Source organism: Pseudomonas sp. IPO3747, assembly GCF_013385245.1.
GTDB lineage: Bacteria > Pseudomonadota > Gammaproteobacteria > Pseudomonadales > Pseudomonadaceae > Aquipseudomonas > Aquipseudomonas edaphica.
On sequence record NZ_JACAQL010000007.1, the window covers coordinates 66693 to 93256 of the forward strand.

The 26564-nt window shown below is 60.0% G+C and carries 26 protein-coding genes, 4 tRNA genes and 1 pseudogene; 20 read left to right on the top strand and 11 right to left on the bottom strand.

Annotated elements, in window-relative coordinates; genetic code table 11:
* Positions 1 to 98 precede the first annotated feature (98 nt).
* The 3 genes from HX790_RS11140 to HX790_RS11150 form a co-directional block, all read right to left on the bottom strand.
* A complete protein-coding gene (locus HX790_RS11140) occupies positions 99 to 998 on the bottom strand; it encodes an acyltransferase (protein ID WP_169986836.1) in 900 nt (299 codons plus the stop codon).
* Positions 999 to 3098 (bottom strand): phosphate acetyltransferase, encoded by a 2100-nt coding sequence (gene pta, locus HX790_RS11145; protein ID WP_176991538.1) that lies wholly within the window; start codon positions 3096 to 3098, stop codon positions 999 to 1001.
* A gap of 79 nt (positions 3099 to 3177) precedes the next feature.
* On the bottom strand, positions 3178 to 3468 hold the full coding sequence (locus HX790_RS11150) for a DUF3565 domain-containing protein (RefSeq protein ID WP_017137610.1): 291 nt from the start codon (positions 3466 to 3468) through the stop codon (positions 3178 to 3180).
* On the opposite strand from HX790_RS11150, the gene HX790_RS11155 reads away from it, so the two are divergent.
* A complete protein-coding gene (locus HX790_RS11155; RefSeq protein WP_003188398.1) occupies positions 3467 to 3952 on the top strand; it encodes a peptidylprolyl isomerase in 486 nt (161 codons plus the stop codon). The two genes, HX790_RS11150 and HX790_RS11155, sit on opposite strands and share 2 nt — an antisense overlap.
* 273 nt (positions 3953 to 4225) lie before the next feature.
* On the opposite strand, the pseudogene rpsT (HX790_RS11160) reads toward HX790_RS11155, so the two are convergent.
* Together rpsT (HX790_RS11160) and rpsT (HX790_RS11165) are read right to left on the bottom strand one after the other, a co-directional pair.
* Positions 4226 to 4354, bottom strand: a pseudogene (gene rpsT, locus HX790_RS11160) (30S ribosomal protein S20); the annotation flags it as partial.
* A gap of 194 nt (positions 4355 to 4548) precedes the next feature.
* Complete coding sequence (rpsT, locus tag HX790_RS11165) at positions 4549 to 4827, bottom strand: 30S ribosomal protein S20 (protein WP_003171647.1); 279 nt, start codon at positions 4825 to 4827, stop codon at positions 4549 to 4551.
* A gap of 253 nt (positions 4828 to 5080) precedes the next feature.
* Between rpsT (HX790_RS11165) and murJ the strand changes: the two genes are divergently transcribed.
* The 6 genes from murJ to ispH all read left to right on the top strand — a co-directional run bounded on the left by murJ (position 5081) and on the right by ispH (position 12604).
* The gene (murJ, locus tag HX790_RS11170) at positions 5081 to 6619 is read left to right on the top strand and encodes a murein biosynthesis integral membrane protein MurJ (protein ID WP_176991539.1); all 1539 of its coding nucleotides are present in this window, start codon (positions 5081 to 5083) and stop codon (positions 6617 to 6619) included.
* A gap of 119 nt (positions 6620 to 6738) precedes the next feature.
* Entirely contained in the window at positions 6739 to 7677 is a 939-nt protein-coding gene (gene ribF, locus HX790_RS11175) for a bifunctional riboflavin kinase/FAD synthetase (RefSeq protein ID WP_016971190.1), read from the top strand.
* A gap of 14 nt (positions 7678 to 7691) precedes the next feature.
* Entirely contained in the window at positions 7692 to 10523 is a 2832-nt protein-coding gene (gene ileS, locus HX790_RS11180) for an isoleucine--tRNA ligase (protein ID WP_017137608.1), read from the top strand.
* Entirely contained in the window at positions 10516 to 11028 is a 513-nt protein-coding gene (lspA, locus tag HX790_RS11185; RefSeq protein ID WP_017137607.1) for a signal peptidase II, read from the top strand. The genes ileS and lspA overlap by 8 nt, the downstream gene beginning before the upstream one ends.
* Before the next feature lie 7 nt (positions 11029 to 11035).
* Positions 11036 to 11473 carry an FKBP-type peptidyl-prolyl cis-trans isomerase gene (gene fkpB / locus HX790_RS11190; protein WP_010213263.1) on the top strand — a complete coding sequence of 146 codons (438 nt, stop codon included), beginning with the start codon at positions 11036 to 11038 and terminating at the stop codon, positions 11471 to 11473.
* Positions 11474 to 11656: 183 nt separating this feature from the next.
* Complete coding sequence (ispH, locus tag HX790_RS11195; RefSeq protein WP_017137605.1) at positions 11657 to 12604, top strand: 4-hydroxy-3-methylbut-2-enyl diphosphate reductase; 948 nt, start codon at positions 11657 to 11659, stop codon at positions 12602 to 12604.
* Here ispH and HX790_RS11200 read toward each other — a convergent pair.
* Positions 12558 to 13133, bottom strand: a complete 576-nt coding sequence (locus tag HX790_RS11200) for a GspH/FimT family protein (protein ID WP_138451313.1) — start codon at positions 13131 to 13133, stop codon at positions 12558 to 12560. The genes ispH and HX790_RS11200 overlap by 47 nt on opposite strands.
* A gap of 203 nt (positions 13134 to 13336) precedes the next feature.
* Here HX790_RS11200 and pilV point away from each other — a divergent pair, with 203 nt between their 5' ends.
* The 5 genes from pilV to thiO all read left to right on the top strand — a co-directional run bounded on the left by pilV (position 13337) and on the right by thiO (position 16645).
* The gene (gene pilV, locus HX790_RS11205) at positions 13337 to 13822 is read left to right on the top strand and encodes a type IV pilus modification protein PilV (protein ID WP_138451311.1); all 486 of its coding nucleotides are present in this window, start codon (positions 13337 to 13339) and stop codon (positions 13820 to 13822) included.
* Entirely contained in the window at positions 13819 to 14526 is a 708-nt protein-coding gene (locus HX790_RS11210) for a prepilin-type N-terminal cleavage/methylation domain-containing protein (RefSeq protein ID WP_176991540.1), read from the top strand. Before pilV ends, HX790_RS11210 begins: the two co-directional genes overlap by 4 nt.
* Before the next feature lie 6 nt (positions 14527 to 14532).
* On the top strand, positions 14533 to 15057 hold the full coding sequence (locus HX790_RS11215) for a PilX N-terminal domain-containing pilus assembly protein (protein WP_176991541.1): 525 nt from the start codon (positions 14533 to 14535) through the stop codon (positions 15055 to 15057).
* Positions 15058 to 15071: 14 nt separating this feature from the next.
* On the top strand, positions 15072 to 15473 hold the full coding sequence (locus HX790_RS11220; RefSeq protein ID WP_017137600.1) for a type IV pilin protein: 402 nt from the start codon (positions 15072 to 15074) through the stop codon (positions 15471 to 15473).
* A 62-nt stretch (positions 15474 to 15535) separates the two neighbouring features.
* Positions 15536 to 16645: a glycine oxidase ThiO gene (gene thiO, locus HX790_RS11225; RefSeq protein ID WP_017137599.1), complete on the top strand. Its 1110-nt coding sequence runs from the start codon at positions 15536 to 15538 to the stop codon at positions 16643 to 16645.
* Here the strand turns inward: thiO and HX790_RS11230 are convergent.
* Both HX790_RS11230 and HX790_RS11235 read right to left on the bottom strand, forming a co-directional pair.
* Positions 16632 to 16865 carry a PP0621 family protein gene (locus HX790_RS11230; protein ID WP_017137598.1) on the bottom strand — a complete coding sequence of 78 codons (234 nt, stop codon included), beginning with the start codon at positions 16863 to 16865 and terminating at the stop codon, positions 16632 to 16634. The two genes, thiO and HX790_RS11230, sit on opposite strands and share 14 nt — an antisense overlap.
* Before the next feature lie 126 nt (positions 16866 to 16991).
* Positions 16992 to 18017 (bottom strand): outer membrane protein assembly factor BamD, encoded by a 1026-nt coding sequence (locus HX790_RS11235; RefSeq protein WP_017137597.1) that lies wholly within the window; start codon positions 18015 to 18017, stop codon positions 16992 to 16994.
* 149 nt (positions 18018 to 18166) lie between these two features.
* Here HX790_RS11235 and rluD point away from each other — a divergent pair, with 149 nt between their 5' ends.
* The 7 genes from rluD to HX790_RS11270 all read left to right on the top strand — a co-directional run bounded on the left by rluD (position 18167) and on the right by HX790_RS11270 (position 23283).
* Positions 18167 to 19129: a 23S rRNA pseudouridine(1911/1915/1917) synthase RluD gene (rluD, locus tag HX790_RS11240; protein WP_017137596.1), complete on the top strand. Its 963-nt coding sequence runs from the start codon at positions 18167 to 18169 to the stop codon at positions 19127 to 19129.
* On the top strand, positions 19126 to 19851 hold the full coding sequence (gene pgeF / locus HX790_RS11245; RefSeq protein WP_176991542.1) for a peptidoglycan editing factor PgeF: 726 nt from the start codon (positions 19126 to 19128) through the stop codon (positions 19849 to 19851). The genes rluD and pgeF overlap by 4 nt, the downstream gene beginning before the upstream one ends.
* 149 nt (positions 19852 to 20000) lie before the next feature.
* Positions 20001 to 22565, top strand: coding sequence for an ATP-dependent chaperone ClpB (gene clpB, locus HX790_RS11250; protein ID WP_017137594.1), 2565 nt, complete (start codon positions 20001 to 20003; stop codon positions 22563 to 22565).
* A 303-nt stretch (positions 22566 to 22868) separates the two neighbouring features.
* Positions 22869 to 22944 (top strand) — tRNA-Asn (locus HX790_RS11255).
* A 10-nt stretch (positions 22945 to 22954) separates the two neighbouring features.
* A tRNA-Pro gene (locus HX790_RS11260) sits at positions 22955 to 23031 on the top strand.
* Between the two features lie 5 nt (positions 23032 to 23036).
* Positions 23037 to 23112 (top strand) — tRNA-Lys (locus HX790_RS11265).
* A gap of 94 nt (positions 23113 to 23206) precedes the next feature.
* Positions 23207 to 23283, top strand: a tRNA-Pro gene (locus HX790_RS11270).
* 190 nt (positions 23284 to 23473) lie between these two features.
* Here HX790_RS11270 and HX790_RS11275 read toward each other — a convergent pair.
* From HX790_RS11275 to HX790_RS11285, 3 genes are all read right to left on the bottom strand, one after another.
* A complete protein-coding gene (locus HX790_RS11275) occupies positions 23474 to 24772 on the bottom strand; it encodes an NAD(P)/FAD-dependent oxidoreductase (RefSeq protein WP_017134502.1) in 1299 nt (432 codons plus the stop codon).
* 60 nt (positions 24773 to 24832) lie between these two features.
* Positions 24833 to 25006, bottom strand: a complete 174-nt coding sequence (locus tag HX790_RS11280; protein ID WP_017134503.1) for a DUF3094 family protein — start codon at positions 25004 to 25006, stop codon at positions 24833 to 24835.
* Between the two features lie 89 nt (positions 25007 to 25095).
* Positions 25096 to 25725 (bottom strand): DUF1780 domain-containing protein, encoded by a 630-nt coding sequence (locus tag HX790_RS11285; RefSeq protein ID WP_017134504.1) that lies wholly within the window; start codon positions 25723 to 25725, stop codon positions 25096 to 25098.
* Between the two features lie 129 nt (positions 25726 to 25854).
* On the opposite strand from HX790_RS11285, the gene HX790_RS11290 reads away from it, so the two are divergent.
* Complete coding sequence (locus tag HX790_RS11290; RefSeq protein WP_176991543.1) at positions 25855 to 26544, top strand: energy-coupling factor ABC transporter permease; 690 nt, start codon at positions 25855 to 25857, stop codon at positions 26542 to 26544.
* Positions 26545 to 26564: the final 20 nt, after the last annotated feature.

The following is a 26564-nucleotide window of genomic DNA, read 5'->3' on the forward strand; positions in this document are numbered from 1 at the left end:
GCTTGCCTGCGATAGCGGTGGGTCAGCAACATACCCATCAACTGACAGTCAGCTATCGCAGGCAAGCCAGCCCACATTAGATTGCATTCACAGGTCGGTCAGTGGCGGCCTGGGTATTCCGTGTGAAGCTTATCCAGCAGCGCATCCTTGTCTTCCCACAACCGGTTGATCCACCCCTGGAACGCCAACCGATACTCCCCATCCTGCTCATAATTCTTGCCGATAAACCCGGCTGGAATCTGCACTTCCTCAAAGTGCACCACCACGTCTTTCACATTCCCGCACAACAAATCCCAATACCCTGGACGCCCGGCCGGGTAGTGGATGGTCACGTTCACCAATGACTTGAGCTGCTCGCCCATGGCATCCAGCACAAACGCAATGCCACCGGCCTTGGGCTTGAGCAGGTAACGGAACGGCGATTTCTGCTGTGCGTGCTTGCCCGGCGTATACCGCGTGCCTTCGGCAAAGTTGAAAATACCCACCGGGTTGTCGCGAAACTTCGCGCAGGTCTTGCGCGTGGTTTCCAGGTCTTTGCCTTTCTTCTCCGGGTGCTTCTCCAAGTAAGCTTTGGTGTAGCGCTTCATAAACGGGAAGCCCAGCGCCCACCATGCCAGGCCAATCACCGGCACCCAGATCAGTTCCTGCTTGAGGAAGAACTTCAGCGGCCGAATCCGGCGATTGAGCACGTATTGCAGCACCATGATGTCGACCCAGCTCTGGTGGTTACTGGTCACCAGATACGAGTGCTGGTAGTCCAGGCCTTCAAGGCCAGTCAGGTGCCAGCGTGTGCGTCGCACCAGGTTCATCCAGCCCTTGTTGTTGGTCACCCAGGCTTCGTGGGTGTGGTTCATCAGCCATTCGCTGAAGCGTTTGGCAAATGGCAGCGCCTTGAACAGCGCGACAACAAACAGGAACGAACACAGCAGGATCGTGTTCAGCGCCAACAACAAGGACGCGATTACCCCGCGTACGGCGGCAGGTAGAAAATCCAGCATTTAGATATCCATAGGTCGGTTGGCGGCTTGAATCGCCGTCAGGGCGATGGTGTACACGATGTCGTCCACTTGTGCACCGCGCGGCAGGTCGTTCACCGGTTTGCGCAAGCCTTGCAGCATGGGGCCCAGGCTTACGCAGTCGGCGCTGCGTTGCACGGCCTTGTGCGTGGTGTTGCCGGTGTTCAGGTCCGGGAACACGAACACCGTGGCTTTACCGGCGACCTGGCTGTTGGGCGCCAACTGCCTTGCCACGGTTTCATTGGCCGCGGCATCGTATTGCAATGGGCCGTCGATCAGCAGCGAGCTTTGCTGTTCGTGGGCGAGCAAGGTGGCTTCGCGGACTTTCTCCACTTCTTCGCCGCTGGCCGAATCACCGCTGGAATAGCTGATCATCGCCACCCGTGGCGTAATGCCGAAGGCAGCGGCGGAGTCGGCACTTTGCAGGGCGATTTCCGCCAGTTCCACGGCGCTTGGGTGCGGGTTCATCACGCAGTCGCCGTACACCAGCACCTGCTCGGGGAACAGCATAAAGAACACCGACGACACCAAGGTGCAGCCCGGCGCCGTTTTAATCAGCTGCAGGGCAGGGCGGATGGTGTTGGCGGTGGAGTGAATAACCCCGGAAACCAGGCCGTCCACTTCATCCAGCGCGAGCATCATGGTGGCGATCACCACCGTATCTTCCAATTGTTGCTCGGCCATCGGCGCGTTGAGGCTCTTGCTCTTGCGCAGTGCGACCATTGGCTCGACATAGCGCTGGCGAATCAGGTCCGGGTCGAGAATCTCCAGGCCTTCGGGCAATTCGATGCCGTGGGCGCGGGCGACGGCTTCCACGTCGGCAGGTTTGGCCAGCAGCACGCAGCGCGCAATGCCCCGGGCCTGGCAGATGGCGGCGGCCTGCACGGTCAACGGCTCGCTGCCCTCGGGCAACACGATGCGTTTGTTGGCGGCCTGGGCGCGCTGGATCAACTGATAGCGGAACACCGCGGGCGACAGGCGCATTTCCCGTGGCGTGCCGCAGCGTTGGTGCAGCCAGCGTGCATCGAGGTGGCTGGCGACGAAATCGGTGATGATCTCCGCGCGCTCGCGGTCATCAATCGGGATTTCTTTGTTCAGGCTGTTGAGCTGGTTGGCCGTGTCGTAGGAGCCAGTGCTCACGGAAAGGACTGGCAGCCCGGCCTGGAAGGCGCCACGGCACAGGTCCATGATGCGCGGGTCGGGCAGGGTGTCGCTGGTCAGCAACAGGCCGGCCAAGGGGACGCCGTTGATCGCGGCGAGGCTGACGGCCAGGATGATGTCGTCACGGTCGCCCGGCGTTACCACCAGCACGCCCGGCTTTAGCAGCTCCACGGTGTTACGCATGGTGCGCGCGCAAATGATGATCTTGGTCATGCGCCGGGTTTCGTAGTCGCCGGCGTTGAGGATCTGTGCGCCCATCAGGTCGGCCACGTCGCGGGTGCGCGGGGCGTTGAGTTCGGGCTGGTAAGGGATGCAGCCGAGCAGGCGGAAATCGCCGCTGCGCAACAGGGGCGAGTGCTCCTTGAGGCGCGCCGAGAAGTCTTCCATGCTTTCGTCGGTGCGCACTTTGTTGAGGATCACGCCCAGCACTTTCGGGTCTTTGGGGCCGCCGAACAGTTGGGCCTGCAATTCCACGCGGCCCGATAGTTCGGTGAGCACTTCGTTTTCCGGCGCCGACACCAGGATCACTTCTGCGTCGAGGCTCTTGGCCAGGTGCAGGTTGACCCGCGCCGCATAGCTGGCGCTGCGGGTCGGCACCATGCCTTCGACGATCAGCACGTCTTTGCCCACGGCGGCTTGCTGGTACAGGGTGATGATTTCTTCGAGCAGCTCGTCGAGCTGACCGTCACCGAGCATGCGTTCCACATGGGCCAGGCCCAAGGGTTGTGGTGGCTTAAGGCCGTGGGTGCGCGCCACCAGTTCGGTGGAGCGCTCGGGGCCGGTGTCACCCGGATGTGGCTGGGCAATCGGTTTGAAGAAGCCGACTTTCAGCCCGGCCCGCTCAAGGGTGCGCACCAGCCCAAGGCTGATGGAGGTCAGACCCACACCAAAATCGGTGGGCGCGATAAAAAAAGTCTGCATGCGAATTCTCTGGAGGTGCATGGCTTCGGTGGCGTTCTATGGCTGAGCGCCTACCGGGAATCAGGCACCAAGGTTATCGTTATTCAGGCGCTTGCGCACACCAGCCGCACGTAAAGGGTTGGCCTATTTTTTCAAGACGTTGCGCGGTATCGAGTACCCAGGCGCGCGACTGCCATGGCGGCTGGTGGCGCAGGTGCTGGGTGTGGCCGCAAGACAGCTCGGCCACCCAATGGTTGTCCTCATCCTGATGGAAACCGATGATGAAGGATGCCGTTGATCGGTTCCGTCTGTCCGGGTTCTGTTCGCTTTCGGGCAAATCCTTGTTTAGACTTGTCCGTTCTTCATTCTTATGCAAAAGGTCTCGCCCCATGACGATCGCCGCTAACAAGGCTGTCTCCATCGACTATACCCTGACCAACGACGCTGGTGAGGTCATCGACAGCTCCGCCGGCGGCGCGCCGCTGGTCTACCTGCAAGGTGCAGGTAACATCATCCCGGGCCTGGAGAAGGCTCTGGAAGGCAAGAACGTCGGTGACGAACTGACTGTCGCCGTAGAACCTGAAGATGCTTACGGCGAATACTCCGCCGAACTGGTCAGCACCCTGAGCCGCAGCATGTTCGAAGGCGTTGATGAGCTGGAAGTGGGCATGCAGTTCCACGCATCCGCTCCGGACGGCCAGATGCAGATCGTCACCATCCGCGATCTGGACGGCGACGACGTGACTGTCGACGGCAACCACCCTCTGGCTGGTCAGCGCCTGAACTTCCAAGTGAAGATCGTTGCTATCCGCGACGCCTCCCAGGAAGAAGTGGCCCACGGCCACGTCCACGGTGAAGGCGGTCATCACCATTGATTGTGGTTTGATCAATAGGTAGCAAAAACGCCCCGACTGGTTCGGGGCGTTTTTTTGCGCCCGAAAATACACTGCAGTTCAAGTGTGGGAGCGGGCTTGCCCGCGATGAGGGCGTGTCAGCCGCCTTATACATCACTGACCCACCGCAATCGCGGGCAAGCCCGCTCCCACATTTTTGATCTTATCGCGCACAAACAAAAATGCCCCGGACCTTTCGGTTCGGGGCATTTCTTAACTGTTACGCAACCTGAGTTACGTGGCAGTTGTTACCACTTAGGCTGCTGCAGCGACGTTCAGAGCCTTGATGTGGCCATTCAGGCGGCTCTTATGACGAGCGGCTTTGTTCTTGTGGATGATGCCTTTATCGGCCATACGGTCGATAACAGGCACAGCCATGTGGGAGCGGGCTTGCCCGCGATGGGGGCGTGTCAGCTGGCCTGTTCACCACTGAACCACCGCAATCGCGGGCAAGCCCGCTCCCACATTTTGATCCGTGCGCCCAAGTTATTGAGCACAAACAAAAATGCCCCGGACCTTTCGGTTCGGGGCATTTCTTAACTGTTACGTAACCTGAGTTACGTGGCAGTTGTTACCACTTAGGCTGCTGCAGCGACGTTCAGAGCCTTGATGTGGCCATTCAGGCGGCTCTTATGACGAGCGGCTTTGTTCTTGTGGATGATGCCTTTATCGGCCATACGGTCGATAACAGGCACAGCCAGAACGTAAGCAGCTTGAGCTTTTTCAGCGTCTTTGGTGTCGATGGCTTTAACTACATTCTTGATGTAGGTACGAACCATGGAACGCAGGCTGGCGTTGTGGCTGCGACGCTTCTCAGCCTGTTTTGCACGTTTTTTGGCGGAAGGTGTGTTGGCCACCGTCGAGCTCCTCGAAAGACTTTTTAGGAAATAGCAAACAAAATAGGCCGCGAATCATGCCGATGACTTGATGGGTTGTCAAGGGCGGCTGATGCGAACTGCTGAGTGGTCGATCTGAAGAGGCGGGTGATTTATTTCCGGCGCTTGACCTGTAAACTCGCGAGCTTTGGCTCTGTGCTGTTGCAGGCGCGCAGTATCGCATAAGTGGGCGCTTTGTTCGCCTGCTCTTTATCTAAAGGCGCAAACTCTTTCAATGAATCTGCTCAAATCGTTGGCTGCCGTCAGCTCTATCACGATGATCTCCCGGGTTTTAGGGTTTGTGCGTGACACCCTGCTGGCACGCATTTTCGGCGCCAGCATGGCCACGGATGCGTTCTTTATTGCCTTTAAACTGCCCAACCTGTTGCGGCGGATCTTCGCCGAGGGCGCATTTTCCCAGGCGTTCGTGCCGATCCTGGCCGAATACAAAACCCAGGAGGGTGAAGAGGCGACCCGTACCTTTATTGCCTATGTCTCGGGCTTGCTGACCCTGGTACTGATGCTGGTAACCCTCGTCGGCATGCTTGCCGCGCCCTGGGTGATCTGGGCCACGGCCCCCGGTTTTGCCAATACCCCGGAAAAATTCGCGCTGACCACTGACCTGTTGCGGGTGACCTTTCCTTATATATTGCTGATCTCGCTGTCATCCCTGGCCGGGGCGATCCTCAATACCTGGAACCGTTTCTCGGTGCCGGCCTTCGTGCCGACGTTGCTGAACGTCAGCATGATTATTTTTGCGCTGTTCCTGACGCCGTACTTCGACCCGCCGGTTATGGCCCTAGGCTGGGCGGTGCTGGCCGGCGGCCTGGCGCAGTTGCTTTACCAACTGCCGCACCTGAAAAAAATCGGCATGCTCGTGCTGCCGCGGCTGAACCTCAAGGACACCGGCGTATGGCGCGTGATGCGCAATATGCTGCCGGCGATCCTGGGCGTGTCGGTGAGCCAGATTTCCCTGATCATCAACACTGCGTTCGCATCCTTGCTGGTGTCCGGTTCGGTCTCCTGGATGTACTACGCCGATCGCTTGATGGAGTTGCCGTCCGGCGTACTGGGTGTAGCCTTGGGCACAATCTTGCTGCCGACGCTGTCGCGCACCTATGCCAGCAAGGACCGCCAGGAGTACTCGCGCATCCTCGACTGGGGCCTGCGCCTGTGCTTTATGCTGGTGTTGCCGTGTTCCCTGGCCCTGGGCATTCTGGCTGAGCCGTTGACCGTGTCGCTGTTCCAATACGGCCAGTTCAGCGCGTTTGACGCGTCAATGACCCAGCGCGCACTGGTCGCCTACTCCGTCGGTCTGCTCGGCATTATCGTGATCAAAGTGCTGGCGCCGGGCTTCTACGCCCAGCAAAACATCCGCACGCCGGTCAAGATCGCAATCTTCACCCTGATCGTCACGCAACTGCTCAACCTGGTGTTTATCGGCCCGTTGGCCCATGCCGGCCTGGCCCTGGCGATCAGCGCGGGTGCCTGCATCAACGCGGGCCTGCTGTTTTATCAACTGCGCAAGCAGCAGATGTATCAGCCGCAGCCGGGCTGGGGCCTGTTTGCCCTCAAGCTGCTGGTGGCGGTGGCGATGATGTCGGCGGTGTTGTTGGGCCTGATGCACTTCATGCCCGCCTGGGATCAAGGCCATATGCTTGAACGCTTCATGCGCCTGGGTGTTCTGGTCGTGGCAGGTGTGGTGGTGTACTTCGGGATGTTGCTGTTACAAGGCTTCCGTCTGCGTGATTTCAATCGAAAGTCGCTTGGCTAGAGACTTTGCCGTGATAAAACGGTTGTTTTATCGATTCGATCCATTTGGCCTGCGCTGTTGCCTGTCGTCCGGGGCCGGGTGTGGTTATAATCGACCACTTTATGAGCAAGAAGCGCGTTATGCAGCTGGTTCGAGGTCTCCACAACCTGCGCCCCGAGCATCGGGGCTGCGTCGCCACTATTGGCAACTTTGACGGTGTTCACCGTGGCCACCAGGCTATCCTGGGCCGGCTGCGTGAACGTGCGGTCGAGTTGGGCGTGCCCAGCTGCGTGGTGATTTTTGAGCCACAGCCGCGGGAATACTTTACCCCCGAGACGGCTCCGGCGCGCTTGGCCCGCCTGCGCGACAAGCTGCAACTGCTGGCTGAAGAGGGCGTGGACCGTGTGCTGTGCCTGGCCTTCAATCAGCGTTTGCAAAGCCTCAGCGCCGCCGAGTTCGTTGACCGTATCCTGGTAGATGGCCTGGGCGTGCAGCACCTGGAGGTCGGCGACGACTTCCGTTTCGGCTGCGACCGCGTCGGCGATTTCGACTTCCTGCAACACGCTGGTGTGAATCAAGGTTTTACCGTCGAAGCCGCGCAAACCGTCGAACTGGACGGCCTGCGCGTGAGCAGTACCCAGGTGCGTAACGCACTGGCGGCTGCCGACTTCGCCTTGGCCGAGCGTTTGCTCGGTCGCCCGTTCCGCATTGCCGGGCGGGTATTGCACGGTCAGAAGCTGGCGCGCCAACTGGGCACGCCAACCGCCAACGTGCAGCTCAAGCGTCGTCGTGTGCCACTCACCGGGGTTTACCTGGTGAGTGTCGACATCGACGGCCAATCGTGGCCGGGAGTCGCCAACATAGGCGTCAGGCCCACGGTTGCAGGTGATGGCAAGGCCCACCTGGAAGTTCACCTTTTGGATTTTGCCGGTGATTTGTATGACCGGCGTTTAACGGTGGTTTTCCACCAGAAGCTGCGTGAAGAGCAGCGTTTCGCCTCCCTTGAGGCGTTGAAAACGGCGATCAATGCGGATGTCGCCGCCGCCCGTGCACTAGCCGCACCTAGCGCCCATCGCTAACCGAAGAGCCTTAAATGACCGACTATAAAGCCACGCTAAACCTTCCGGACACCGCCTTCCCAATGAAGGCCGGCCTGCCACAGCGCGAACCGCAGATCCTGCAGCGCTGGGACAGTATTGGCCTGTACGGAAAGTTGCGCGAAATTGGCAAGGATCGTCCGAAGTTCGTCCTGCACGACGGCCCTCCTTATGCCAACGGCACGATTCACATCGGTCATGCGCTGAACAAAATTCTCAAGGACATGATCCTGCGTTCGAAAACCCTGTCGGGCTTCGACGCGCCTTATGTTCCGGGCTGGGACTGCCACGGCCTGCCGATCGAACACAAAGTCGAAGTGACCTACGGCAAGAACCTGGGCGCGGATAAAACCCGCGAACTGTGCCGTGCCTACGCCACCGAGCAGATCGAAGGGCAGAAGTCCGAATTCATCCGCCTGGGCGTGCTGGGCGAGTGGGACAACCCGTACAAGACCATGAACTTCAAGAACGAGGCCGGTGAAATCCGTGCCTTGGCTGAAATCGTTAAAGGCGGTTTCGTGTTCAAGGGCCTCAAGCCCGTGAACTGGTGCTTCGACTGCGGTTCGGCCCTGGCTGAAGCGGAAGTCGAGTACGAAGACAAGAAGTCCTCGACCATCGACGTGGCCTTCCCGATCGCCGACGACGACAAGCTGGCCCAAGCCTTTGGCCTATCCAGCCTGCCAAAGCCTGCAGCCATCGTGATCTGGACCACCACCCCGTGGACCATCCCGGCCAACCAGGCGCTGAACGTGCACCCGGAATTCACCTACGCCCTGGTGGACGTCGGTGATCGCCTGCTGGTGCTGGCCGAAGAAATGGTCGAAGCCTGCCTGGCGCGCTACGAGCTGCAAGGTTCGGTCATCGCCACCACCACCGGCACTGCGCTGGAACTGATCAATTTCCGTCACCCGTTCTATGACCGTCTGTCGCCGGTGTACCTGGCTGACTACGTGGAGCTGGGTTCGGGTACTGGTGTGGTTCACTCCGCGCCGGCCTACGGCGTTGATGACTTTGTGACCTGCAAAGCCTACGGCATGGTCAACGATGACATCCTCAACCCGGTGCAGAGCAATGGCGTGTACGCGCCGTCGCTGGAGTTCTTTGGCGGCCAGTTCATCTTCAAGGCCAACGAGCCGATAATCGACAAACTGCGTGAAGTCGGTTCGCTGCTGCACACCGAAACCATCAAGCACAGCTACATGCACTGCTGGCGTCACAAGACCCCGCTGATCTACCGCGCTACCGCGCAGTGGTTTATCGGCATGGACAAAGAGCCGACCAGCGGCGACACCCTGCGTGTGCGCTCGCTCAAAGCCATCGAAGACACCAAGTTCGTCCCGGCCTGGGGCCAGGCGCGCCTGCACTCGATGATCGCCAACCGTCCGGACTGGTGCATCTCCCGCCAACGTAACTGGGGCGTGCCGATCCCGTTTTTCCTGAACAAGGAAAGCGGCGAGCTGCACCCACGTACCGTTGAACTGATGGAAGCAGTGGCGCTGCGCGTTGAGCAGGAAGGCATCGAAGCCTGGTTCAAGCTGGACGCCGCCGAACTGCTGGGCGACGAAGCGCCGCTGTACGACAAGATCAGCGACACCCTCGACGTGTGGTTCGACTCGGGTACCACCCACTGGCACGTGCTGCGCGGTTCGCACCCGATGGGTCACGCCACCGGCCCGCGTGCCGACCTGTACCTGGAAGGCTCGGACCAACACCGTGGCTGGTTCCACTCGTCGTTGCTGACCGGCTGCGCCATCGACAACCACGCGCCGTACCGCGAACTGCTGACCCACGGCTTCACCGTCGACGAGACGGGCCGCAAGATGTCCAAGTCGCTGAAAAACGTGATCGAGCCGAAAAAGATCAACGACACCCTGGGCGCCGACATCATGCGTCTGTGGGTCGCCTCGACCGATTACTCGGGCGAAATCGCCGTGTCGGACCAGATCCTGGCCCGTAGCGCCGATGCCTACCGCCGTATCCGTAATACCGCACGCTTCCTGCTGTCGAACCTGACCGGTTTCAACCCGGCCACCGACATCCTGCCGGCCGAGGACATGCTCGCCCTGGACCGTTGGGCCGTAGACCGTACGCTGTTGCTGCAGCGCGAGTTGCAGGAACACTACGGCGAATACCGTTTCTGGAACGTGTACTCCAAGATCCACAACTTCTGCGTGCAGGAGCTGGGTGGTTTCTACCTCGATATCATCAAGGACCGCCAGTACACCACCGGCGCCAACAGCAAGGCGCGCCGCTCGGCGCAGACCGCGCTGTACCACATCTCTGAAGCGCTGGTGCGCTGGATCGCACCGATCCTGGCCTTCACCGCTGACGAACTGTGGGAATACCTGCCGGGCGAGCGTAACGAATCGGTGATGCTCAACACCTGGTACGAAGGCCTGACCGAATTGCCGGCCAACTTCGAACTGGGCCGCGAGTACTGGGAAGGCGTGATGGCCGTCAAGGTTGCGGTGAACAAGGAGCTGGAAGTTCAGCGCGCGGCCAAGGCCGTCGGTGGCAACCTGCAAGCCGAAGTCACCCTGTTTGCCGAGGAAGGCCTGACCGCCGACCTGGCCAAGCTGAGCAACGAACTGCGCTTCGTACTGATCACCTCGACCGCGAGCCTGGCACCGTTTGCCCAGGCACCCGCGGACGCAGTGGCCACCGAAGTGCCGGGCCTCAAGCTCAAAGTGGTCAAGTCGGCCTTTCCTAAGTGCGCCCGTTGCTGGCACTGCCGTGAAGACGTCGGCGTGAACCCGGAGCATCCGGAAATCTGCGGTCGTTGCGTCGACAACATCAGCGGTGCTGGCGAGGTTCGCCACTATGCCTAATGCTTCCAGTCGTTTCGGACGTCTGGGTTTGCTCGTGCTGAGCGTGCTGGTCCTGGTCATTGACCAGGTCAGCAAGGCTCATTTCGAAGGCTCCCTGCAGATGTTCCAGCAGATTGTGGTCATTCCTGACTACTTCAGCTGGACCCTGGCCTACAACACCGGTGCTGCCTTCAGCTTCCTGGCGGACAGCGGCGGCTGGCAGCGCTGGCTGTTTGCCTTGATCGCGGTGGTTGTCAGCGCTGTGCTGGTGGTCTGGCTCAAGCGTCTGGGCCGTGATGATACCTGGCTCGCCATTGCCCTGGCCTTGGTGCTGGGCGGCGCGCTGGGCAACCTGTACGACCGCATTGCCCTGGGCCATGTGATCGACTTTATTCTGGTGCATTGGCAGAACCGCTGGTACTTCCCTGCGTTCAACTTTGCCGACAGCGCCATCACCGTCGGTGCAATCATGCTGGCGTTGGACATGTTCAAAAGCAAGAAAACCGGAGAGACCGTCAATGACTGATCAGGTATTGGCTGAGCAACGCATCGGCCAGAACACGGAAGTCACTTTGCATTTCGCACTGCGCCTGGAGAATGGCGACACGGTCGACAGCACGTTCGACAAAGCCCCGGCGACCTTCAAAGTCGGTGATGGCAACCTGCTGCCGGGCTTTGAAGCGGCACTGTTCGGTTTCAAGGCCGGCGACAAGCGCACCTTGCAGATCCTGCCGGAAAACGCCTTTGGCCAGCCCAACCCGCAAAACGTGCAGATCATCCCGCGCTCGCAGTTCCAGGACATGGACCTGTCGGAAGGCCTGTTGGTGATCTTCAACGATGCGGCGAACACCGAGCTGCCCGGCGTGGTTAAAACCTTCGATGACGCGCAAGTGACCATCGACTTCAACCACCCGTTGGCCGGTAAAACCTTGACGTTTGACGTTGAAATCATCGACGTTAAAGCGCTCTGACTGACGAAACCGGCGCTTATGGGGCCGGCTTGTGTGGGAGCTGGCTTGCCTGCGATAGCATCACCTCGGTGTACCTGATACACCCGGTCGTCTGCATCGCGGGCAAGCCCGGCTCCCACAGGGGCTCACTCCTGTAGAGTTGAGTTGATCCAATTTCTTGCCCTGCAAGACACGAGGCACAGCATGCAAATCAAACTCGCCAACCCCCGTGGCTTCTGCGCCGGTGTGGACCGGGCGATCGAAATCGTCAATCGCGCCCTGGAAGTGTTCGGGCCGCCGATTTACGTGCGCCATGAAGTCGTCCACAACAAATTCGTGGTTGAAGACCTGCGCGCACGCGGGGCTATCTTTGTCGAAGAACTCGACCAGGTGCCGGACGACGTTATCGTCATCTTCAGCGCCCACGGCGTGTCCCAGGCAGTACGTACCGAAGCGGCGGGCCGTGGCCTCAAGGTGTTTGACGCCACCTGCCCGCTGGTGACCAAGGTGCATATCGAAGTCGCGCGCTATAGCCGCGACGGCCGTGAATGCATCCTGATCGGCCACGCCGGTCACCCGGAAGTCGAAGGCACCATGGGGCAGTACGACGCCAGTAATGGCGGCGCCATCTACTTGGTAGAAGACGAAAAAGACGTGGCCGAGTTGCAGGTTCAAAACCCTGATCGCCTGGCCTTCGTGACGCAAACCACCCTGTCGATGGACGACACCAGCCGTGTGATCGATGCCCTGCGCACACGTTTCCCGGCAATTGGCGGCCCACGTAAGGATGACATCTGCTACGCCACGCAAAACCGCCAGGACGCGGTCAAGCAACTGGCCGACGAATGCGATGTGGTTCTGGTGGTCGGCAGCCCCAACAGCTCCAACTCCAACCGCTTGCGCGAACTGGCTGAACGCATGGCCACGCCGGCCTACCTGATCGATGGCGCTGAAGACATGCAGCGCAGTTGGTTCGACGGCGTTGAGCGTATTGGCATCACCGCAGGGGCTTCCGCTCCAGAAGTGCTGGTGCGCGGTGTGATCCAGCAACTGCAGGCCTGGGGCGCCACCGGCGCGGATGAATTGGCCGGTCGCGAAGAGAACATCACGTTCTCCATGCCCAAAGAGCTGCGGGTTCGTTCGCTGCTCTGAGTGCCACGGTGCCGGAGCCGCACAGCGCCTGCTCGGTGGCCTCACTGCGCAGGCTGATGCGCCCGCTGGGCGCCAGCACCACTTGATAGAGGCTCTGTACCGGGTCGGTGCCGCAGATGTGCACCGTACCGGCGCGGAAGCCACCTCCCGCAAACACCGGCTCACCCAGCCCGCTGAAGCGTACCTGGCTCTTGACTGGCCCATTGCCCGCCATCAGCACGCGCCCATTGCCCTGCCGTTCCAGCAGTATAGGGTTGTCGGTACCCGGCTCGCCGCGCCCGCTTGTATCCACGATGATTTGCCATCCTCGGCTCCAATCGTTCTCCAGCGCCTGAATGATCACTGCGCGATTGCGGGTGATTGCCTCAGTGCGCGCCAACCGCAGGCCTTCGGCAAGTGAGTGTGCCGCGCTGCGTTGCTGCTGCGACGCAAGCAACCCCTTGAAGGCGGGCACTGCCACGGTCACCAGGATGCCGCCCAGTAACAGGCCGAACAGAAGTTCGATCAGGGTGAAACCGCGTTGTTGCATAGTCTGTCCCTCCATGGGCAAGGGTAAAAATGGGTTTGGAGACCTAGGTATAGCGCCCGGCGGCGGGGCTGAATGATGGCCTTTATGTCCAAAGTATTTCCCTTTGTTCCGATAGCAGCGCGAGCCAAAAACCGGCGCTAGTCTTGGGTCTCACAGCAGCATTGCGCTGCTTTTTTCAGCCTTCGACACGGATGACGACGGTAATGCTTGCCTGCCCGAACAGACTTTTTCCCTGCGTGCTGCCTCGACAGCAAACCGGCATGACCTTGATCGAAGTGCTGGTGGCGGTGCTGATTCTCGCCGTCGGGTTGCTGGGCGCCGCAGTGACCCAGCTCAATGCACTCAAGTACACCGACAGCTCAAGGATGACCAGCCAGGCCAGTTTCATTGCCTACGATATGCTCGACCGAATCCGCGCCAACTCAGGCGCCGACTATGCATGGGGGGTCGCGCAAACCGCCCCCGTCCTTAGCGCGACGGCCAGCGTGCGGGACCTGGACCTGCATGACTTCGAAGCCAATATCATCGGCTTCGCCGGCGAGGACGCCAAAGGCTCGGTGGTGATCAGCAGTGGCGAGGTAACCGTGAGCATCAGTTGGGATGATGCCCGTGGGGCGAATACGCCCGGGGCGCGGGAAACCTTCATCCTCACCAGCCGCATTACCAGCGACCCGCAGGCGCCTCAATGAGAAGCTTTGTCCGTGGCTTCAGCCTGGTGGAGTTGTTGCTCGCGCTGGCTGTCGGGTTGCTGCTGGTGCTGGGTGTCAGCCAGGTGACGATCAGCGCTCGCGCGACTCAAGCCAGCCAACAGGCCGCCATGCTGCTGCAGGATGACGCGCGGTTTGTGCTGGGCAAGATGATCCGGGATATCCGCCAGGCGGGCATGTTCGGCTGCCTGGCGACAGCCGCTATCGACAACGCACCCCCAGCCTTTGATCAACCTGTGGGTTGGCATTCTGCAGGCAGTTCCTGGTCGCTGACGCTGGTCACCGCCGATGTCGCAGGTGAGGGCGGCACGCCTGACTGGACGGTGCTCTCTGACTGCCTCGGCACGGCCCAGGCCTACGCGGGGAATTCACCGCCACCGACGCCAGGGCAGATCCGCTTTGCGCTGCGCCAACTCACCTACACCTATGAAACTGGGCAATTGAAGGTCAGTACGCATGCGGCGCCGGCCAAGGCGGTGCTGTTGGACAACGTGCAGGCCTTCGACATCAGTTTCGGCGTGGCGGGCAAGCCAGGTTCGCCGCAGGTAGCGCGCTATGACGCCAGCCCGGCGGATGAATCGCTGATCCGCAGCGTACGCCTGCGCATGACGCTGCAAGACCCGACCGGGCGCGTGAAAGATCAGGCCTACAGCGTCGTCGCAGCCCTGCGAAACCGGTTGGGGTAGGGCAGCATGTTCAATCATCAACGCTTTTATGCAGGGCAAGCCGGCATGGTTTTACTGATCAGCCTGGTGTTTCTGCTGGTGCTGTCACTGATCGGCCTGGCATCGATGCAAGGGGCGGTGTCCCAACAAAAGATTACCGGCAGCGTATGGCATCGAAACCAGTCATTCCAAAGCGCCGAAAGTGGCCTGCGGTTGGGTGAGTCGGTGATCCGGCGGGCAGGCGCGACACTGCCGGTGTGTCGGGCAATCAATTCCTGTGCGCCGCCGGTCGAGTCGTCGCAGGTGATAGAGGCAGGCACAAACCCCGTGTCAGCAGTCACTTGGGTTGCCCTGAAGGGCGGCCTGTATGGCGTGCAATCCCTGGGAGCGGGCGTGGGGATGGCGGGTTTGCCTGCCGAAACACCGGCCGCGTTGTACCGCGTGACGGCGGTTGGGAGCAGTGGCCAAGTGCGCACGGTGCTGGAGGCGGTCTATGCACAGGCAGAGGGCGGTCTGAGCGTTCATCGGGTGCTATGGCGACAACTTCACTAGTAAGGAGCGTATCAATGGGCAAGGATTGCCAAGGTTTTACCCTGATCGAGTTACTGGGCGCGGTCGCGATCATCGCGTTTTTGGCCGGGATTGCTTACCCCGCGTATACCGGGCAGGTGAAAAAAGCCTACCGCGCGCAGATCGTTGCACTGTTGATTGAGCAGGCGCAGCACCTCGAACGTTTTTACACGCGCCACGGCACTTTTATTGATGCAAGCGGCGCCAGTGCCGGCAATGATCACTATAGAATCAGCACTGCATTGAGCCCCCAGTCATTCACACTGGTCGCCTCGCCTGCAGTCGGCGCCATCATGGCAAATGACCCATGCGGTGAGTTCAGCTTGTCCAGCACCGGCGTGCGCAGCAACCCGGGCGCGATACCTGAAATGTCGCGCCAGGCGTGTTGGGGGCAATGATGAGAGTACTGGATGAATGGGCGCCGGGTGCGCTTTTCCCTTTTTATCGGCTGGATCAAATGATGGCTAAGCAACAGCAAGTGGTGATTGTCGGTGGCGGTGTCATCGGCTTGTTGACCGCGTTTAACCTGGCCACGGAGGGGCAGGCCGTGGTGCTGCTGGAGCGGTCGGGGCTTGGGCAGGAGTCTTCCTGGGCGGGTGGCGGCATTGTTTCGCCGCTGTATCCATGGCGCTACAGCCCGGCGGTCACCGCACTGGCCCATTGGTCGCAGGATTTTTACCCGCAGTTGGCAGAGCGGCTGTTTGCGGCCACCGGGGTTGATCCAGAGGTTCACACCACAGGCCTGTACTGGTTGGACCTGGAAGATGAAGCCCAAGCGTTGGCTTGGGCTGCCCGAGAAGGTCGCCCGTTGAGCAAGGTAGATGTGTCGGCCGCCCATGATGCCGTGCCGGTGCTGGGCGGTGGATATTCCCAGGCGATCTACATGGCGAACGTGGCCAATGTGCGCAACCCGCGTCTGGTCAAATCCCTCAAGGCTGCGCTGTTGGCGTTGCCGGGCGTGACCCTTCATGAGCAGTGCGAAGTGGAGGGGTTTGTTATTGAAGGTGGCAACGTCGTGGGTGTAAATACCGCTGCGGGGCCGATCCTGGGCGATCAGGTGGTGCTGGCTGCGGGCGCCTGGAGCGGCGAAATACTCGGCAAGCTGGGTCTGTCGCTGCCAGTGGAGCCGGTCAAAGGCCAAATGATTTTGTACAAATGTGCGTCGGATTTTTTGTCGAGCATGGTGCTGGCCAAAGGGCGTTATGCGATCCCGCGGCGTGACGGGCACATTCTGATCGGCAGCACGCTGGAGCATGAAGGGTTCGACAAGACCCCGACCGAGTCGGCCTTGGAAAGTCTCAAGGCATCGGCGGTGGAGTTGATTCCCGCGCTGGCAGACGCGCAGGTCGTAGGTCACTGGGCCGGTTTGCGCCCCGGTTCACCGGAAGGTATCCCTTACATCGGTGAAGTGCCCGGTTTCAAAGGGCTTTGGCTCAACTGCGGGCATTATCGCAATGGGCTGGTGCTCGCGCCGGCATCCTGTCAACTGTTCGCTGACTTGCTGTTGGGGCGTCCCCCGATCATTGACCCGGCGCCGTATGCGCCCGCCGGTCGGATCAACGCTGAATAGACTTCGGCCCTTGTTCCAGGTGCGCCTGGGTGCAGTACCACTCCTGGCGTGAATTGAGTGCGCGATCCTGCGGCAGGTGCACGCCGCAGTGGGCGCAGCGCACCATCAGGGCCGCGCCCGGCTCGGCGGAGCGTTGCTGTTTAGCCGCCGGGCTTTTGAATTTGCGCCAGAACCATACCGCGGCAGCAATGACGGCAATCCAGAACAGTAGACGAAGCATGATGGGCAGTTTCTCGACAGGGAATGCGCCAGTTTAGCCAAGCGCGTGGCAAGCGCACAGCGCAATAACAAGACGCCCACAAAAAAGGAGCCTCGAGAGGCTCCTTCTTGATGACGCTGTGTGCAATCAGTCAAACACGCCGAAGGTCATGTAGCTGAACCACGAACGGTCTTCATTGTTGCCCAGGGCCTGCGGTGCTTCTTCTTCGATCACGTCGCCATTGGCGTCATGCGGCTTGAGCTCCGAAGGAATGGCTTCCTTGGCGTCCTGGAACTGCTTCATCACGTCCTGGTTGGCGCGGGTTTCGCCCGGCGGCAACGGTGGGCGGGAACTGATCAGGCCCAGGGTGTATTTGCTCAACCAGGAACGGTTGTCTGCTTCAGCTACCCGAGGCACGAACTGGCCGTCTTTCAGACTTGGGGAGTCCGGGTAGTTGAGCTTCAGGGTTTCCAGGCTGGTGGTTGCCAATGCATCCAGGTGCAATGCCTGGTAAGCCTGGGTCATCACCGCCAGGCCATCACCCACGGATGGGGTCTCCTGGAAGTTCTCAACTACATAACGACCACGGTTGGCGGCAGCTACATACGCCTGACGGGTCAGGTAGTAGTCGGCCACGTGAATCTCGTAGGACGCCAGCAGGTTGCGCAGGTAGATCATGCGCTGCTTGGCGTCCGGCGAGTAGCGGCTGTTGGGGTAGCGGCTGGTGAGCTGGGCGAACTCGTTGAAGGAGTCGCGGGCAGCACCAGGGTCACGCTTGGTCATGTCCAGCGGCAGGAAGCGTGCCAGCAGGCCAACGTCCTGGTCGAACGAGGTCAGGCCCTTCATGTAGTAGGCGTAGTCCACGTTCGGGTGCTGCGGGTGCAGGCGGATGAAACGCTCGGCGGCGGATTTTGCAGCTTCCGGCTCCGCGTTCTTGTAGTTGGCGTAGATCAGCTCGAGCTGTGCCTGGTCGGCATAGCGCCCGAACGGATAGCGCGACTCCAGGGCCTTCAGCTTGGCTGTGGCACTGGTGTAGCTATTATTGTCCAAGTCTTTTTGAGCTAATTGATACAGCTCGACTTCGCTCAGGTTTTCGTCGACGACTTCCTTTGTTGACGAGCAAGCAGCAGTCATGGCGAGGATGGCGATCAGCAGCAGGTGTTTCACTTGCATGGCGGCTTGCGTCCCTATGACGGCCGCTGTCTTGGGCGGGGCCGTCCTGTTATGATGAGCGCCCCGTTGAAAGCCTCGGGGCAAAAGACGCCGTATTTAACCACAAGCGCGCAGCCGAAACCAAAGGCTGTGCCACGCCTAGTCTGAGCATGTCCGATAAAATTGAACTTCGCGCAGAGGTGCCGTCCGAATTGGGCGGCCAACGCCTCGATCAAGTCGCCGCACAATTATTCGCTGAGCACTCGCGCTCGCGCCTTTCCGCCTGGATCAAAGACGGCCGCCTGACTGTGGATGGAGCGGTTATCCGCCCGCGAGACATAGTCCATGGCGGTGCGATTCTTGAGCTGACTGCCGAGCAGGAAGCCCAGGGAGAATGGGTCGCCCAAGACATCGAGCTGGATATCGTCTATGAAGACGATGACATCCTGGTCATCAACAAACCTGCAGGCCTGGTGGTTCACCCGGCGGTCGGGCACGCTGATGGCACTTTGCTCAATGCCTTGTTGCACCACGTGCCGGACATCGTCAACGTGCCGCGCTGCGGCATCGTGCACCGCCTGGACAAGGACACCACCGGCTTGATGGTGGTGGCCAAGACCATTCAGGCGCAGACGCAGTTGGTCACACAATTGCAGGCCCGCAGTGTCAGCCGGATCTACGAATGCATCGTGATCGGCGTGGTGGTGGCGGGTGGCAAGATCAACGCCCCGATCGGCCGCCACGGCCAGCAGCGCCAGCGTATGGCTGTGATGGAAGGCGGCAAGCCGGCCGTCAGCCACTACCGTGTGCTGGAGCGTTTCCGCTCCCACACGCATGTGCGGGTGAAGCTGGAGACCGGCCGCACGCACCAGATTCGCGTGCATATGGCGCACATCAACTTCCCGTTGGTCGGAGATCCGGCCTACGGTGGTCGCTTCCGTATTCCGCCAGCGGCCAGCCAGACCATGGTTGAATCGCTGAAAACCTTCCCGCGCCAGGCACTGCATGCACGTTTCCTGGAGCTGGATCATCCGACGAGCGGTAAGCGGATGAGCTGGGAATCGCCTCTGCCGGACGATCTGGTCTGGTTGTTGTCGCTGCTCAAGCAGGATCGCGAGGCGTTTGTAGGATGAGTGACTGGCTGATTCCTGACTGGCCCGCGCCGTCGGGAGTCAAAGCCTGCGTCACCACCCGTGCGGGCGGCGTCAGTCTGGCGCCGTTCGACAGCCTTAATCTGGGCGATCATGTCGAGGACAGTCTTGGGGCCGTCCTTGAAAATCGCCGCCGTCTTACCGACGCTTTTACTATCCAGCCTGCCTGGTTACGCCAGGTTCACGGGATAACCGTGGTGGAGGCTGACCCTTCGCGTATCGCTGAAGCCGACGCCAGTTGGACCAGCACACCCGGCATTGCCTGCACCTCAATGACCGCCGATTGCCTGCCCGCGTTGTTCTGCAACCGCGCCGGCACACGTGTGGCGGCTGCCCATGCCGGTTGGCGCGGGCTGGCGGCTGGTGTATTGGAGGCTGCGTTTGAAAGCTTGAATGCCGAGCCCGATGAAGTACTGGTGTGGCTAGGCCCGGCCATTGGCCCGCAAGCGTTTGAGGTCGGCCCCGAAGTGCGTGAAGCCTTCATGCAGCAATTGCCGACCACGGCCGAGGCCTTTGTACCTAGCCGCAACCCCGGCAAGTACATGGCCGATATTTACCAGTTGGCGCGCCTGCGCCTGGCCGCGCGCGGTGTCACCGCTGTATATGGTGGCGGTTTATGCACCGTTACCGACCCACGCTTCTTTTCCTATCGTCGCAGCCCGCGCACCGGTCGGTTCGCCTCCCTTATCTGGCTTGAGCGCTAGACTCTCCTGACTTGGGTCAATGCTGATCCACATCAAGGATCAGTTGCTTGAATCTTCCAGAATCCACCCCATCTATAAGGGTATCTGGCAGGTTTCTTCATTCAGGATGTGTATTTCTAGCTCCGGCCTGCTCAAAAGGAAGGTGACTAATGCGTATTGATCGTTTAACCAGCAAATTGCAGTTGGCACTCTCGGATTCCCAATCCCTGGCGGTCGGCCTCGACCACCCGGCGATTGAGCCTGCGCACTTGATGCAGGCGCTCCTGGAACAGCAAGGTGGTTCTATCAAGCCCTTGCTGATGCAGGTGGGCTTTGACGTCAACAGCCTGCGCAAGGAGTTGAGCAAAGAGCTCGACCAACTGCCGAAAATCCAAAACCCTACCGGCGACGTGAACATGTCGCAGGACTTGGCGCGTCTGCTTAACCAGGCCGATCGCCTGGCCCAACAGAAAGGTGACCAGTTCATCTCCAGCGAACTGGTGCTGCTCGCCGCGATGGACGACAACAGCAAGCTTGGCAAATTGTTGCTCGGCCAGGGCGTGAGCAAAAAAGCCCTGGAAAACGCCATCAACAACCTGCGTGGCGGCGAGGCGGTGAATGACCCCAATCATGAGGAGTCGCGCCAGGCCCTGGACAAATACACCGTCGACCTGACCAAGCGCGCCGAAGAAGGCAAGCTGGACCCGGTGATCGGCCGTGACGACGAAATTCGTCGCACCATCCAGGTGTTGCAACGCCGCACCAAGAACAACCCTGTGCTGATCGGTGAGCCTGGCGTGGGTAAGACCGCGATTGCCGAAGGCCTGGCCCAGCGCATCATCAATGGTGAAGTGCCGGACGGCCTTAAAGGCAAGCGCTTGTTGTCGCTGGACATGGGTTCGCTGATCGCCGGTGCCAAGTTCCGTGGCGAGTTCGAAGAACGCCTGAAGTCCCTGCTTAATGAACTGTCGAAACAGGAAGGGCAGATCATTCTGTTTATCGATGAACTGCACACCATGGTCGGCGCCGGCAAGGGCGAAGGTTCGATGGACGCCGGCAACATGCTCAAGCCGGCGTTGGCGCGCGGTGAGTTGCATTGCGTTGGCGCGACCACGCTCAACGAATACCGCCAGTACATTGAAAAGGACGCGGCCCTTGAGCGCCGCTTCCAGAAAGTATTGGTGGAAGAACCGAGCGAAGAAGACACCATCGCCATCCTGCGTGGCCTCAAAGAGCGTTATGAGGTGCACCACAAGGTGGCGATCACTGACGGCGCGATCATTGCGGCGGCCAAACTGAGCCATCGCTATATCACCGACCGTCAGTTGCCGGACAAGGCCATCGACCTGATCGACGAAGCGGCCAGCCGCATTCGCATGGAGATCGATTCCAAGCCGGAAGTGCTCGACCGCCTGGATCGGCGCCTGATTCAGCTGAAAGTTGAATCCCAGGCACTTAAGAAAGAAGAGGACGACGCAGCGAAGAAACGCCTGGAAAAACTTCAGGAAGAAATCCTGCGTCTGGAACGCGAGTATTCGGACCTCGAAGAAATCTGGACCTCGGAAAAAGCCGAAGTGCAGGGTTCTGCGCAGATCCAGCAAAAGATCGAGCAGTCCCGTCAGGAGCTGGAAGCAGCGCGCCGTAAAGGCGACCTGAACCGCATGGCCGAGTTGCAGTACGGGGTGATCCCGGACCTGGAGCGCAGCCTGCAAATGGTTGACCAGCACGGCAAGCCCGAGAATCAGCTGCTGCGCAGCAAGGTGACCGAGGAAGAAATTGCCGAAGTGGTCTCCAAGTGGACCGGCATTCCCGTGTCGAAAATGCTTGAAGGCGAGCGCGACAAGCTGCTGAAAATGGAAAGCCTGCTGCACCAGCGCGTCATCGGCCAGGAAGAGGCCGTGGTGGCAGTGTCCAATGCGGTACGGCGTTCGCGGGCCGGTTTGTCCGACCCGAATCGTCCGAGCGGCTCGTTCATGTTCCTCGGCCCAACCGGCGTGGGTAAGACCGAGCTGTGCAAGGCATTGGCCGAGTTCCTCTTTGATACTGAAGAGGCCATGGTGCGCATCGATATGTCCGAATTCATGGAGAAACACTCGGTGGCGCGCCTGATCGGTGCTCCACCAGGCTATGTGGGCTATGAAGAAGGCGGTTACCTGACCGAAGCCGTGCGGCGTAAGCCTTACTCGGTGATCCTGCTGGATGAGGTCGAGAAGGCCCACCCGGATGTGTTCAACATCTTGCTGCAGGTGCTGGAAGATGGCCGGTTGACGGACAGCCACGGGCGCACTGTGGACTTTCGCAATACGGTGATCGTGATGACCTCTAACCTGGGCTCGGCGCAGATCCAGGAGCTGGTCGGTGATCGTGAGGCCCAGCGCGCTGCGGTGATGGATGCGCTGACCTCGCACTTCCGTCCGGAATTTATCAACCGGGTCGATGAAGTGGTGATCTTCGAGCCTCTGGCGCGGGATCAGATCGCGGGTATTACCGAGATCCAGTTGGGCCGTCTGCGTAGCCGCCTGGCCGAGCGTGAGCTTGACCTGGAGCTGAGCAGCGAGGCGTTGGACAAGTTGATCGCGGTGGGTTACGACCCCGTGTACGGCGCACGGCCTCTGAAACGTGCGATACAGCGCTGGATCGAGAACCCGTTGGCGCAGTTGATCCTGTCGGGCAGCTTCATGCCGGGGACCAGCGTGGCGGCCACGGTGGAAAACGACGAAATCGTCTTCCACTAAGCCCGGCCTGTATGGCGATAAGAGGAGGCCCCGCATTGCGGGGCCTTTTTTTTCGATAGGGCGTTGAACTGTAAGGCAAAGGCTTGTAAAGTGCGCCCCGCAGCAACGTCAGCCCACGGGTTTCTTCTCCCCAAGAAGAAATCAGAAACAAGCGCAAATCATTGTCTTAAAAGCAATTTAAAGGGTTGACAGGGGTTTTTAAGATTGTAGAATAGCGCGCCTCAGAGACGTGAACGTAGCGATACGGACAAGCCGATGAGAAGGTTGTAAAGCAGTAGAAGTTGTAAATTTGAAATATGTAGTTCCGTGATAGCTCAGTCGGTAGAGCAAATGACTGTTAATCATTGGGTCCCAGGTTCGAGTCCTGGTCACGGAGCCAATTTCAAAACCGGGGTATAGCGCAGTCCGGTAGCGCGCCTGCTTTGGGAGCAGGATGTCAGGAGTTCGAATCCCCTTACCCCGACCATTTTTGGGTCGTTAGCTCAGTTGGTAGAGCAGTTGGCTTTTAACCAATTGGTCGTAGGTTCGAATCCCACACGACCCACCATTTTTGAGACCAGTTAACGCTGGAATCGAATCTTAAGATCAGAGGCCAAAAGCACTGATCGAAGAAGGCGACTGAGAGGTCGCCTTTTTTTTACCGGGGTATAGCGCAGTCCGGTAGCGCGCCTGCTTTGGGAGCAGGATGTCAGGAGTTCGAATCCCCTTACCCCGACCATATTAAAAATCCTCGTATCGAAAGATACGGGGATTTTTTTTGTGCGCGCAAATCTTAAATATTACGCAAAAAATGTGGGAGCTGGCTTGTCGAATCGTCGCACCGCTGCGATAGCGGTGTATCAGCCTGTGCATCTTGTGCTGATCGATCGCCATCGCGGGCAAGCCAGCTCCCACATTAGTTTGTGTTGTTAATGGAGCTTGAGCCGCGGCTCAGTCCCGCGCCCAATCTTGCTGCCCAGCATCAACATCGCCGTGCGGAAGAACCCGTACAGCGCCATCTGGTGCATGCGGTACAGCGACACGTAGAACATCCGCGCCAGCCAGCCTTCGAGCATCACGCTGCCCGTCAGGTTGCCCATCAAGTTACCCACCGCCGAAAAACGCGACAGCGAGATCAGAGAACCGTAGTCGGTGTACTTGTAGGACGGCAGGTCCTTGCCTTCGATCCGCAGTTTCAGCGACTTGGCCAACAGTGAAGCCTGCTGGTGAGCGGCCTGGGCGCGTGGCGGCACATTGCGGTCGGTGCCCGGTTGCGGGCAGGCGGCGCAGTCGCCAAAGGCGAAGATGTTTTCATCACGGGTGGTTTGCAGCGTCGGCAATACCTGCAATTGATTGATGCGGTTGGTTTCCAGCCCGTCAATATCCTTGAGGAAGGCCGGTGCGCGGATACCCGCAGCCCAGACCTTGAGGCTCGCTGGAATGACCTGGCCGCTGCTGGTGATCAAGGCATCCGCGGTCACTTCGCTGACCGCCGAGTTGGTCAGTACCGTTACCCCAAGTTTCTCCAGGGTTTTGTGCACAGGCCCGCCGATCCGCTCCGGCAGCGCGGGCAATACCCGTGGGCCGGCTTCGATCAGGGTGATGTGCATGTTTTCCGGTTTGATGCGGTCCAGGCCATAGGCAGCCAGCTCATGGGCGGCGTTGTGCAGTTCAGCGGCCAATTCGACGCCCGTCGCACCAGCGCCGACGATAGCGACGCTGATGTTCTCTTCCACGTCGGTCTGGCCCGCATGGGCGCGCAGATAGTGGTTGAGCAATTGTTGATGGAAGCGCTCGGCCTGTTTGCGGGTGTCGAGGAACAGACAGTGTTGCGCCGCGCCCTCGGTGCCGAAATCGTTGGTGGTGCTGCCGACTGCGATCACCAGGCTGTCATAACCCAGCACGCGCGCAGGCACCAGCTCACGGCCTTCTTCATCGAGGGTCGCGGCCAGCTGGATTTTTTTCTGTTCACGGTCAAGCCCGCTCATGCGCCCCAGTTGGAACTCGAAGTGGTTCCATTTGGCCTGGGCGACGTAATTGAGCTCGTCTTCCGAAGAGTTCAGCGAACCGGCGGCCACTTCGTGCAGCAGCGGTTTCCAGATATGGGTGAGGTTGGCGTCCACCAGCGTGATGCTGGCGGTGCCGCGCTTGCCCAGAGTCTTACCCAGGCGGGTAGCCAACTCCAGGCCGCCGGCGCCGCCGCCGACGATAATAATACGATGGGTCATGGGGATATCTCGCAAGGCTAAAAGAAATCGGAGCAGTTACCCTCGCGAGCGCGATGCAGCTCATAGCGTCAGGTAACTCAAAAGGCGGCTCAGCAGGCCGAGCCCGATCACCACCAACAGCACCACACCCAGGAGCAGCCACGGCCGGAAAGGCTTGCGCTCGACTCGGTTTTGGGAGAGTTGCAGGTACTCTTCGACATGCTGTTGGTCATCGGGGTTCAGGCGGCTGGTCATAAAGGCCTCGTCAGGTAGACGTTGCAAAAGGGCGCCACGTTACAGCCAGAAGGTTGGCGGGCTCGCCACAAGCGTAGCCGGTGCCCGCGTCACAGGCTGATGCCCACATCGAATACTATGCTGCGCCCCAGGTTGTTGCGCAAGAAGTCCGGTGCGTCCGGGTGGGCAAACAGTACGCGCGCAAAGGTCGGGCCTACCAACGACAGCGAGCGCCAGCCTTGGCGCAGGTATTCGGTAGGCGGTGGGAAATGGCTGTTGAGGTCCAGCACTTCACGCTTGAGGCTGGTGAAGGCAATCAGGTCCAACTCGCCCAGGTCTATGCCGCGTTCTTTGTAGTTATGTGCCTTTTTGCGCAACGTCGGCGCCAGGCGCAGCAGGAATTCATGGGCCGGAATGCGCCGTGGCTTGGCTTCGCGTCGCACCAACTGGCTCAAGGAAAACGCACTGCGCCGCCGCAGCAACTCATCACGCCATTCGTCGTTCAGGCGCCGGCCTTCATCCAATACGAAAAAAACTTCGAAACTGGCGTCGCGAAACAACACGTCCGGCGGCTCTTGGCCGGCGGGGTGAAACTCTTCGGCACGGTAAGGCACGTTCAAGCCTTGCAGCAGGCGCTGGCAGACCCAACGCTCACGCTCCCATTTGCGGGCATTGGACAGGAACGCATTGGCTTGTTCGGCCGCTACGGTGAGCAGGCGCAAATAATCTGAGTCATCCATATTGGCAGCTTAGCGTCCAATTGATGACCGCAGGAAGTCTTGCTTTGAAACGCCGGTGTAGACTGCTCATTCAACAGCAACTGCATGGACGAGGTGTGTGGTGAGGTTTTCTGCAAAGGCATTACGCTCGTGATCAGCGCTGCAGTGTTGGCGCCGCAAACGCTCATCATTGGCTGGCTGTTTTACGCGCCATTGGTCATGTGGGCGATCCTGCGCGCACCGTGGGTCGAGTTGTTTGCCGACCGGCGGCGCCAGCATTTGCTGTTCGGCACCGTGTTTGCCCTGTTTATGCTCTGGCTGGTACGGCGGGATTTCGACACCGGTGTGTCTTACCACTTTATCGGCATGACCGCCGTGACCCTGCTGCTGGATTGGCCCCTGGCTATCGTCGGCGGGTTGGCCGCGCAATTGGGTTTGGTGCTGCTGGGGCGCCAGGACCTGGCGGCGGTCGGGGTCAATGGTTTGCTGCTGATTGGCTTGCCGGTGCTGGTCACCGAGACCTGCGCGCTGCTGGTGGAGCGGGCGCAAACGCGCAACCCCTTTGTGTATATCTTCTGTTCCGGCTTTTTCGCCGCAGCGCTGTCGGCACTGCTGTGCCTGCTGGCGGCGTTGGGATTGTTGTGGTTTGACGGCCGTTTTGCCATGCCCGAGTGGCTGGAAGACTTCGTCGGTTACCTGTGGCTGATCATCTTCCCCGAGGCGTTTATCAACGGCATGGTCATCAGTGCCCTGGTGGTGTTCTGCCCGGAATGGCTGGAGACCTTCAACCGTACGCGCTACCTGTCGGCGCCGTGGAAGGATGACGATTCGCGGCGTTGATCCAGATCAAATCCCAGGCG

What these genes read in the sequence shown, in the direction of transcription:
- HX790_RS11155 (WP_003188398.1), top strand. Translation starts at nt 3,467, where the DNA reads ATGACGATCGCCGCTAACAAGGCTGTCTCCATCGACTATACCCTGACC.
- rluD (WP_017137596.1), top strand. Translation starts at nt 18,167, where the DNA reads ATGTCCGATAAAATTGAACTTCGCGCAGAGGTGCCGTCCGAATTGGGC.
- HX790_RS11210 (WP_176991540.1), top strand. Translation starts at nt 13,819, where the DNA reads ATGAGAAGCTTTGTCCGTGGCTTCAGCCTGGTGGAGTTGTTGCTCGCG.
- HX790_RS11280 (WP_017134503.1), bottom strand. Translation starts at nt 25,006, where the DNA reads ATGACCAGCCGCCTGAACCCCGATGACCAACAGCATGTCGAAGAGTAC.
- murJ (WP_176991539.1), top strand. Translation starts at nt 5,081, where the DNA reads ATGAATCTGCTCAAATCGTTGGCTGCCGTCAGCTCTATCACGATGATC.
- pta (WP_176991538.1), bottom strand. Translation starts at nt 3,098, where the DNA reads ATGCAGACTTTTTTTATCGCGCCCACCGATTTTGGTGTGGGTCTGACC.
- ileS (WP_017137608.1), top strand. Translation starts at nt 7,692, where the DNA reads ATGACCGACTATAAAGCCACGCTAAACCTTCCGGACACCGCCTTCCCA.
- ribF (WP_016971190.1), top strand. Translation starts at nt 6,739, where the DNA reads ATGCAGCTGGTTCGAGGTCTCCACAACCTGCGCCCCGAGCATCGGGGC.
- pilV (WP_138451311.1), top strand. Translation starts at nt 13,337, where the DNA reads ATGCTTGCCTGCCCGAACAGACTTTTTCCCTGCGTGCTGCCTCGACAG.
- HX790_RS11215 (WP_176991541.1), top strand. Translation starts at nt 14,533, where the DNA reads ATGTTCAATCATCAACGCTTTTATGCAGGGCAAGCCGGCATGGTTTTA.
- HX790_RS11200 (WP_138451313.1), bottom strand. Translation starts at nt 13,133, where the DNA reads ATGCAACAACGCGGTTTCACCCTGATCGAACTTCTGTTCGGCCTGTTA.
- HX790_RS11220 (WP_017137600.1), top strand. Translation starts at nt 15,072, where the DNA reads ATGGGCAAGGATTGCCAAGGTTTTACCCTGATCGAGTTACTGGGCGCG.
- thiO (WP_017137599.1), top strand. Translation starts at nt 15,536, where the DNA reads ATGGCTAAGCAACAGCAAGTGGTGATTGTCGGTGGCGGTGTCATCGGC.
- HX790_RS11285 (WP_017134504.1), bottom strand. Translation starts at nt 25,725, where the DNA reads ATGGATGACTCAGATTATTTGCGCCTGCTCACCGTAGCGGCCGAACAA.
- ispH (WP_017137605.1), top strand. Translation starts at nt 11,657, where the DNA reads ATGCAAATCAAACTCGCCAACCCCCGTGGCTTCTGCGCCGGTGTGGAC.
- lspA (WP_017137607.1), top strand. Translation starts at nt 10,516, where the DNA reads ATGCCTAATGCTTCCAGTCGTTTCGGACGTCTGGGTTTGCTCGTGCTG.
- pgeF (WP_176991542.1), top strand. Translation starts at nt 19,126, where the DNA reads ATGAGTGACTGGCTGATTCCTGACTGGCCCGCGCCGTCGGGAGTCAAA.
- clpB (WP_017137594.1), top strand. Translation starts at nt 20,001, where the DNA reads ATGCGTATTGATCGTTTAACCAGCAAATTGCAGTTGGCACTCTCGGAT.
- HX790_RS11140 (WP_169986836.1), bottom strand. Translation starts at nt 998, where the DNA reads ATGCTGGATTTTCTACCTGCCGCCGTACGCGGGGTAATCGCGTCCTTG.
- HX790_RS11275 (WP_017134502.1), bottom strand. Translation starts at nt 24,772, where the DNA reads ATGACCCATCGTATTATTATCGTCGGCGGCGGCGCCGGCGGCCTGGAG.
- HX790_RS11230 (WP_017137598.1), bottom strand. Translation starts at nt 16,865, where the DNA reads ATGCTTCGTCTACTGTTCTGGATTGCCGTCATTGCTGCCGCGGTATGG.
- HX790_RS11150 (WP_017137610.1), bottom strand. Translation starts at nt 3,468, where the DNA reads ATGGGGCGAGACCTTTTGCATAAGAATGAAGAACGGACAAGTCTAAAC.
- HX790_RS11235 (WP_017137597.1), bottom strand. Translation starts at nt 18,017, where the DNA reads ATGCAAGTGAAACACCTGCTGCTGATCGCCATCCTCGCCATGACTGCT.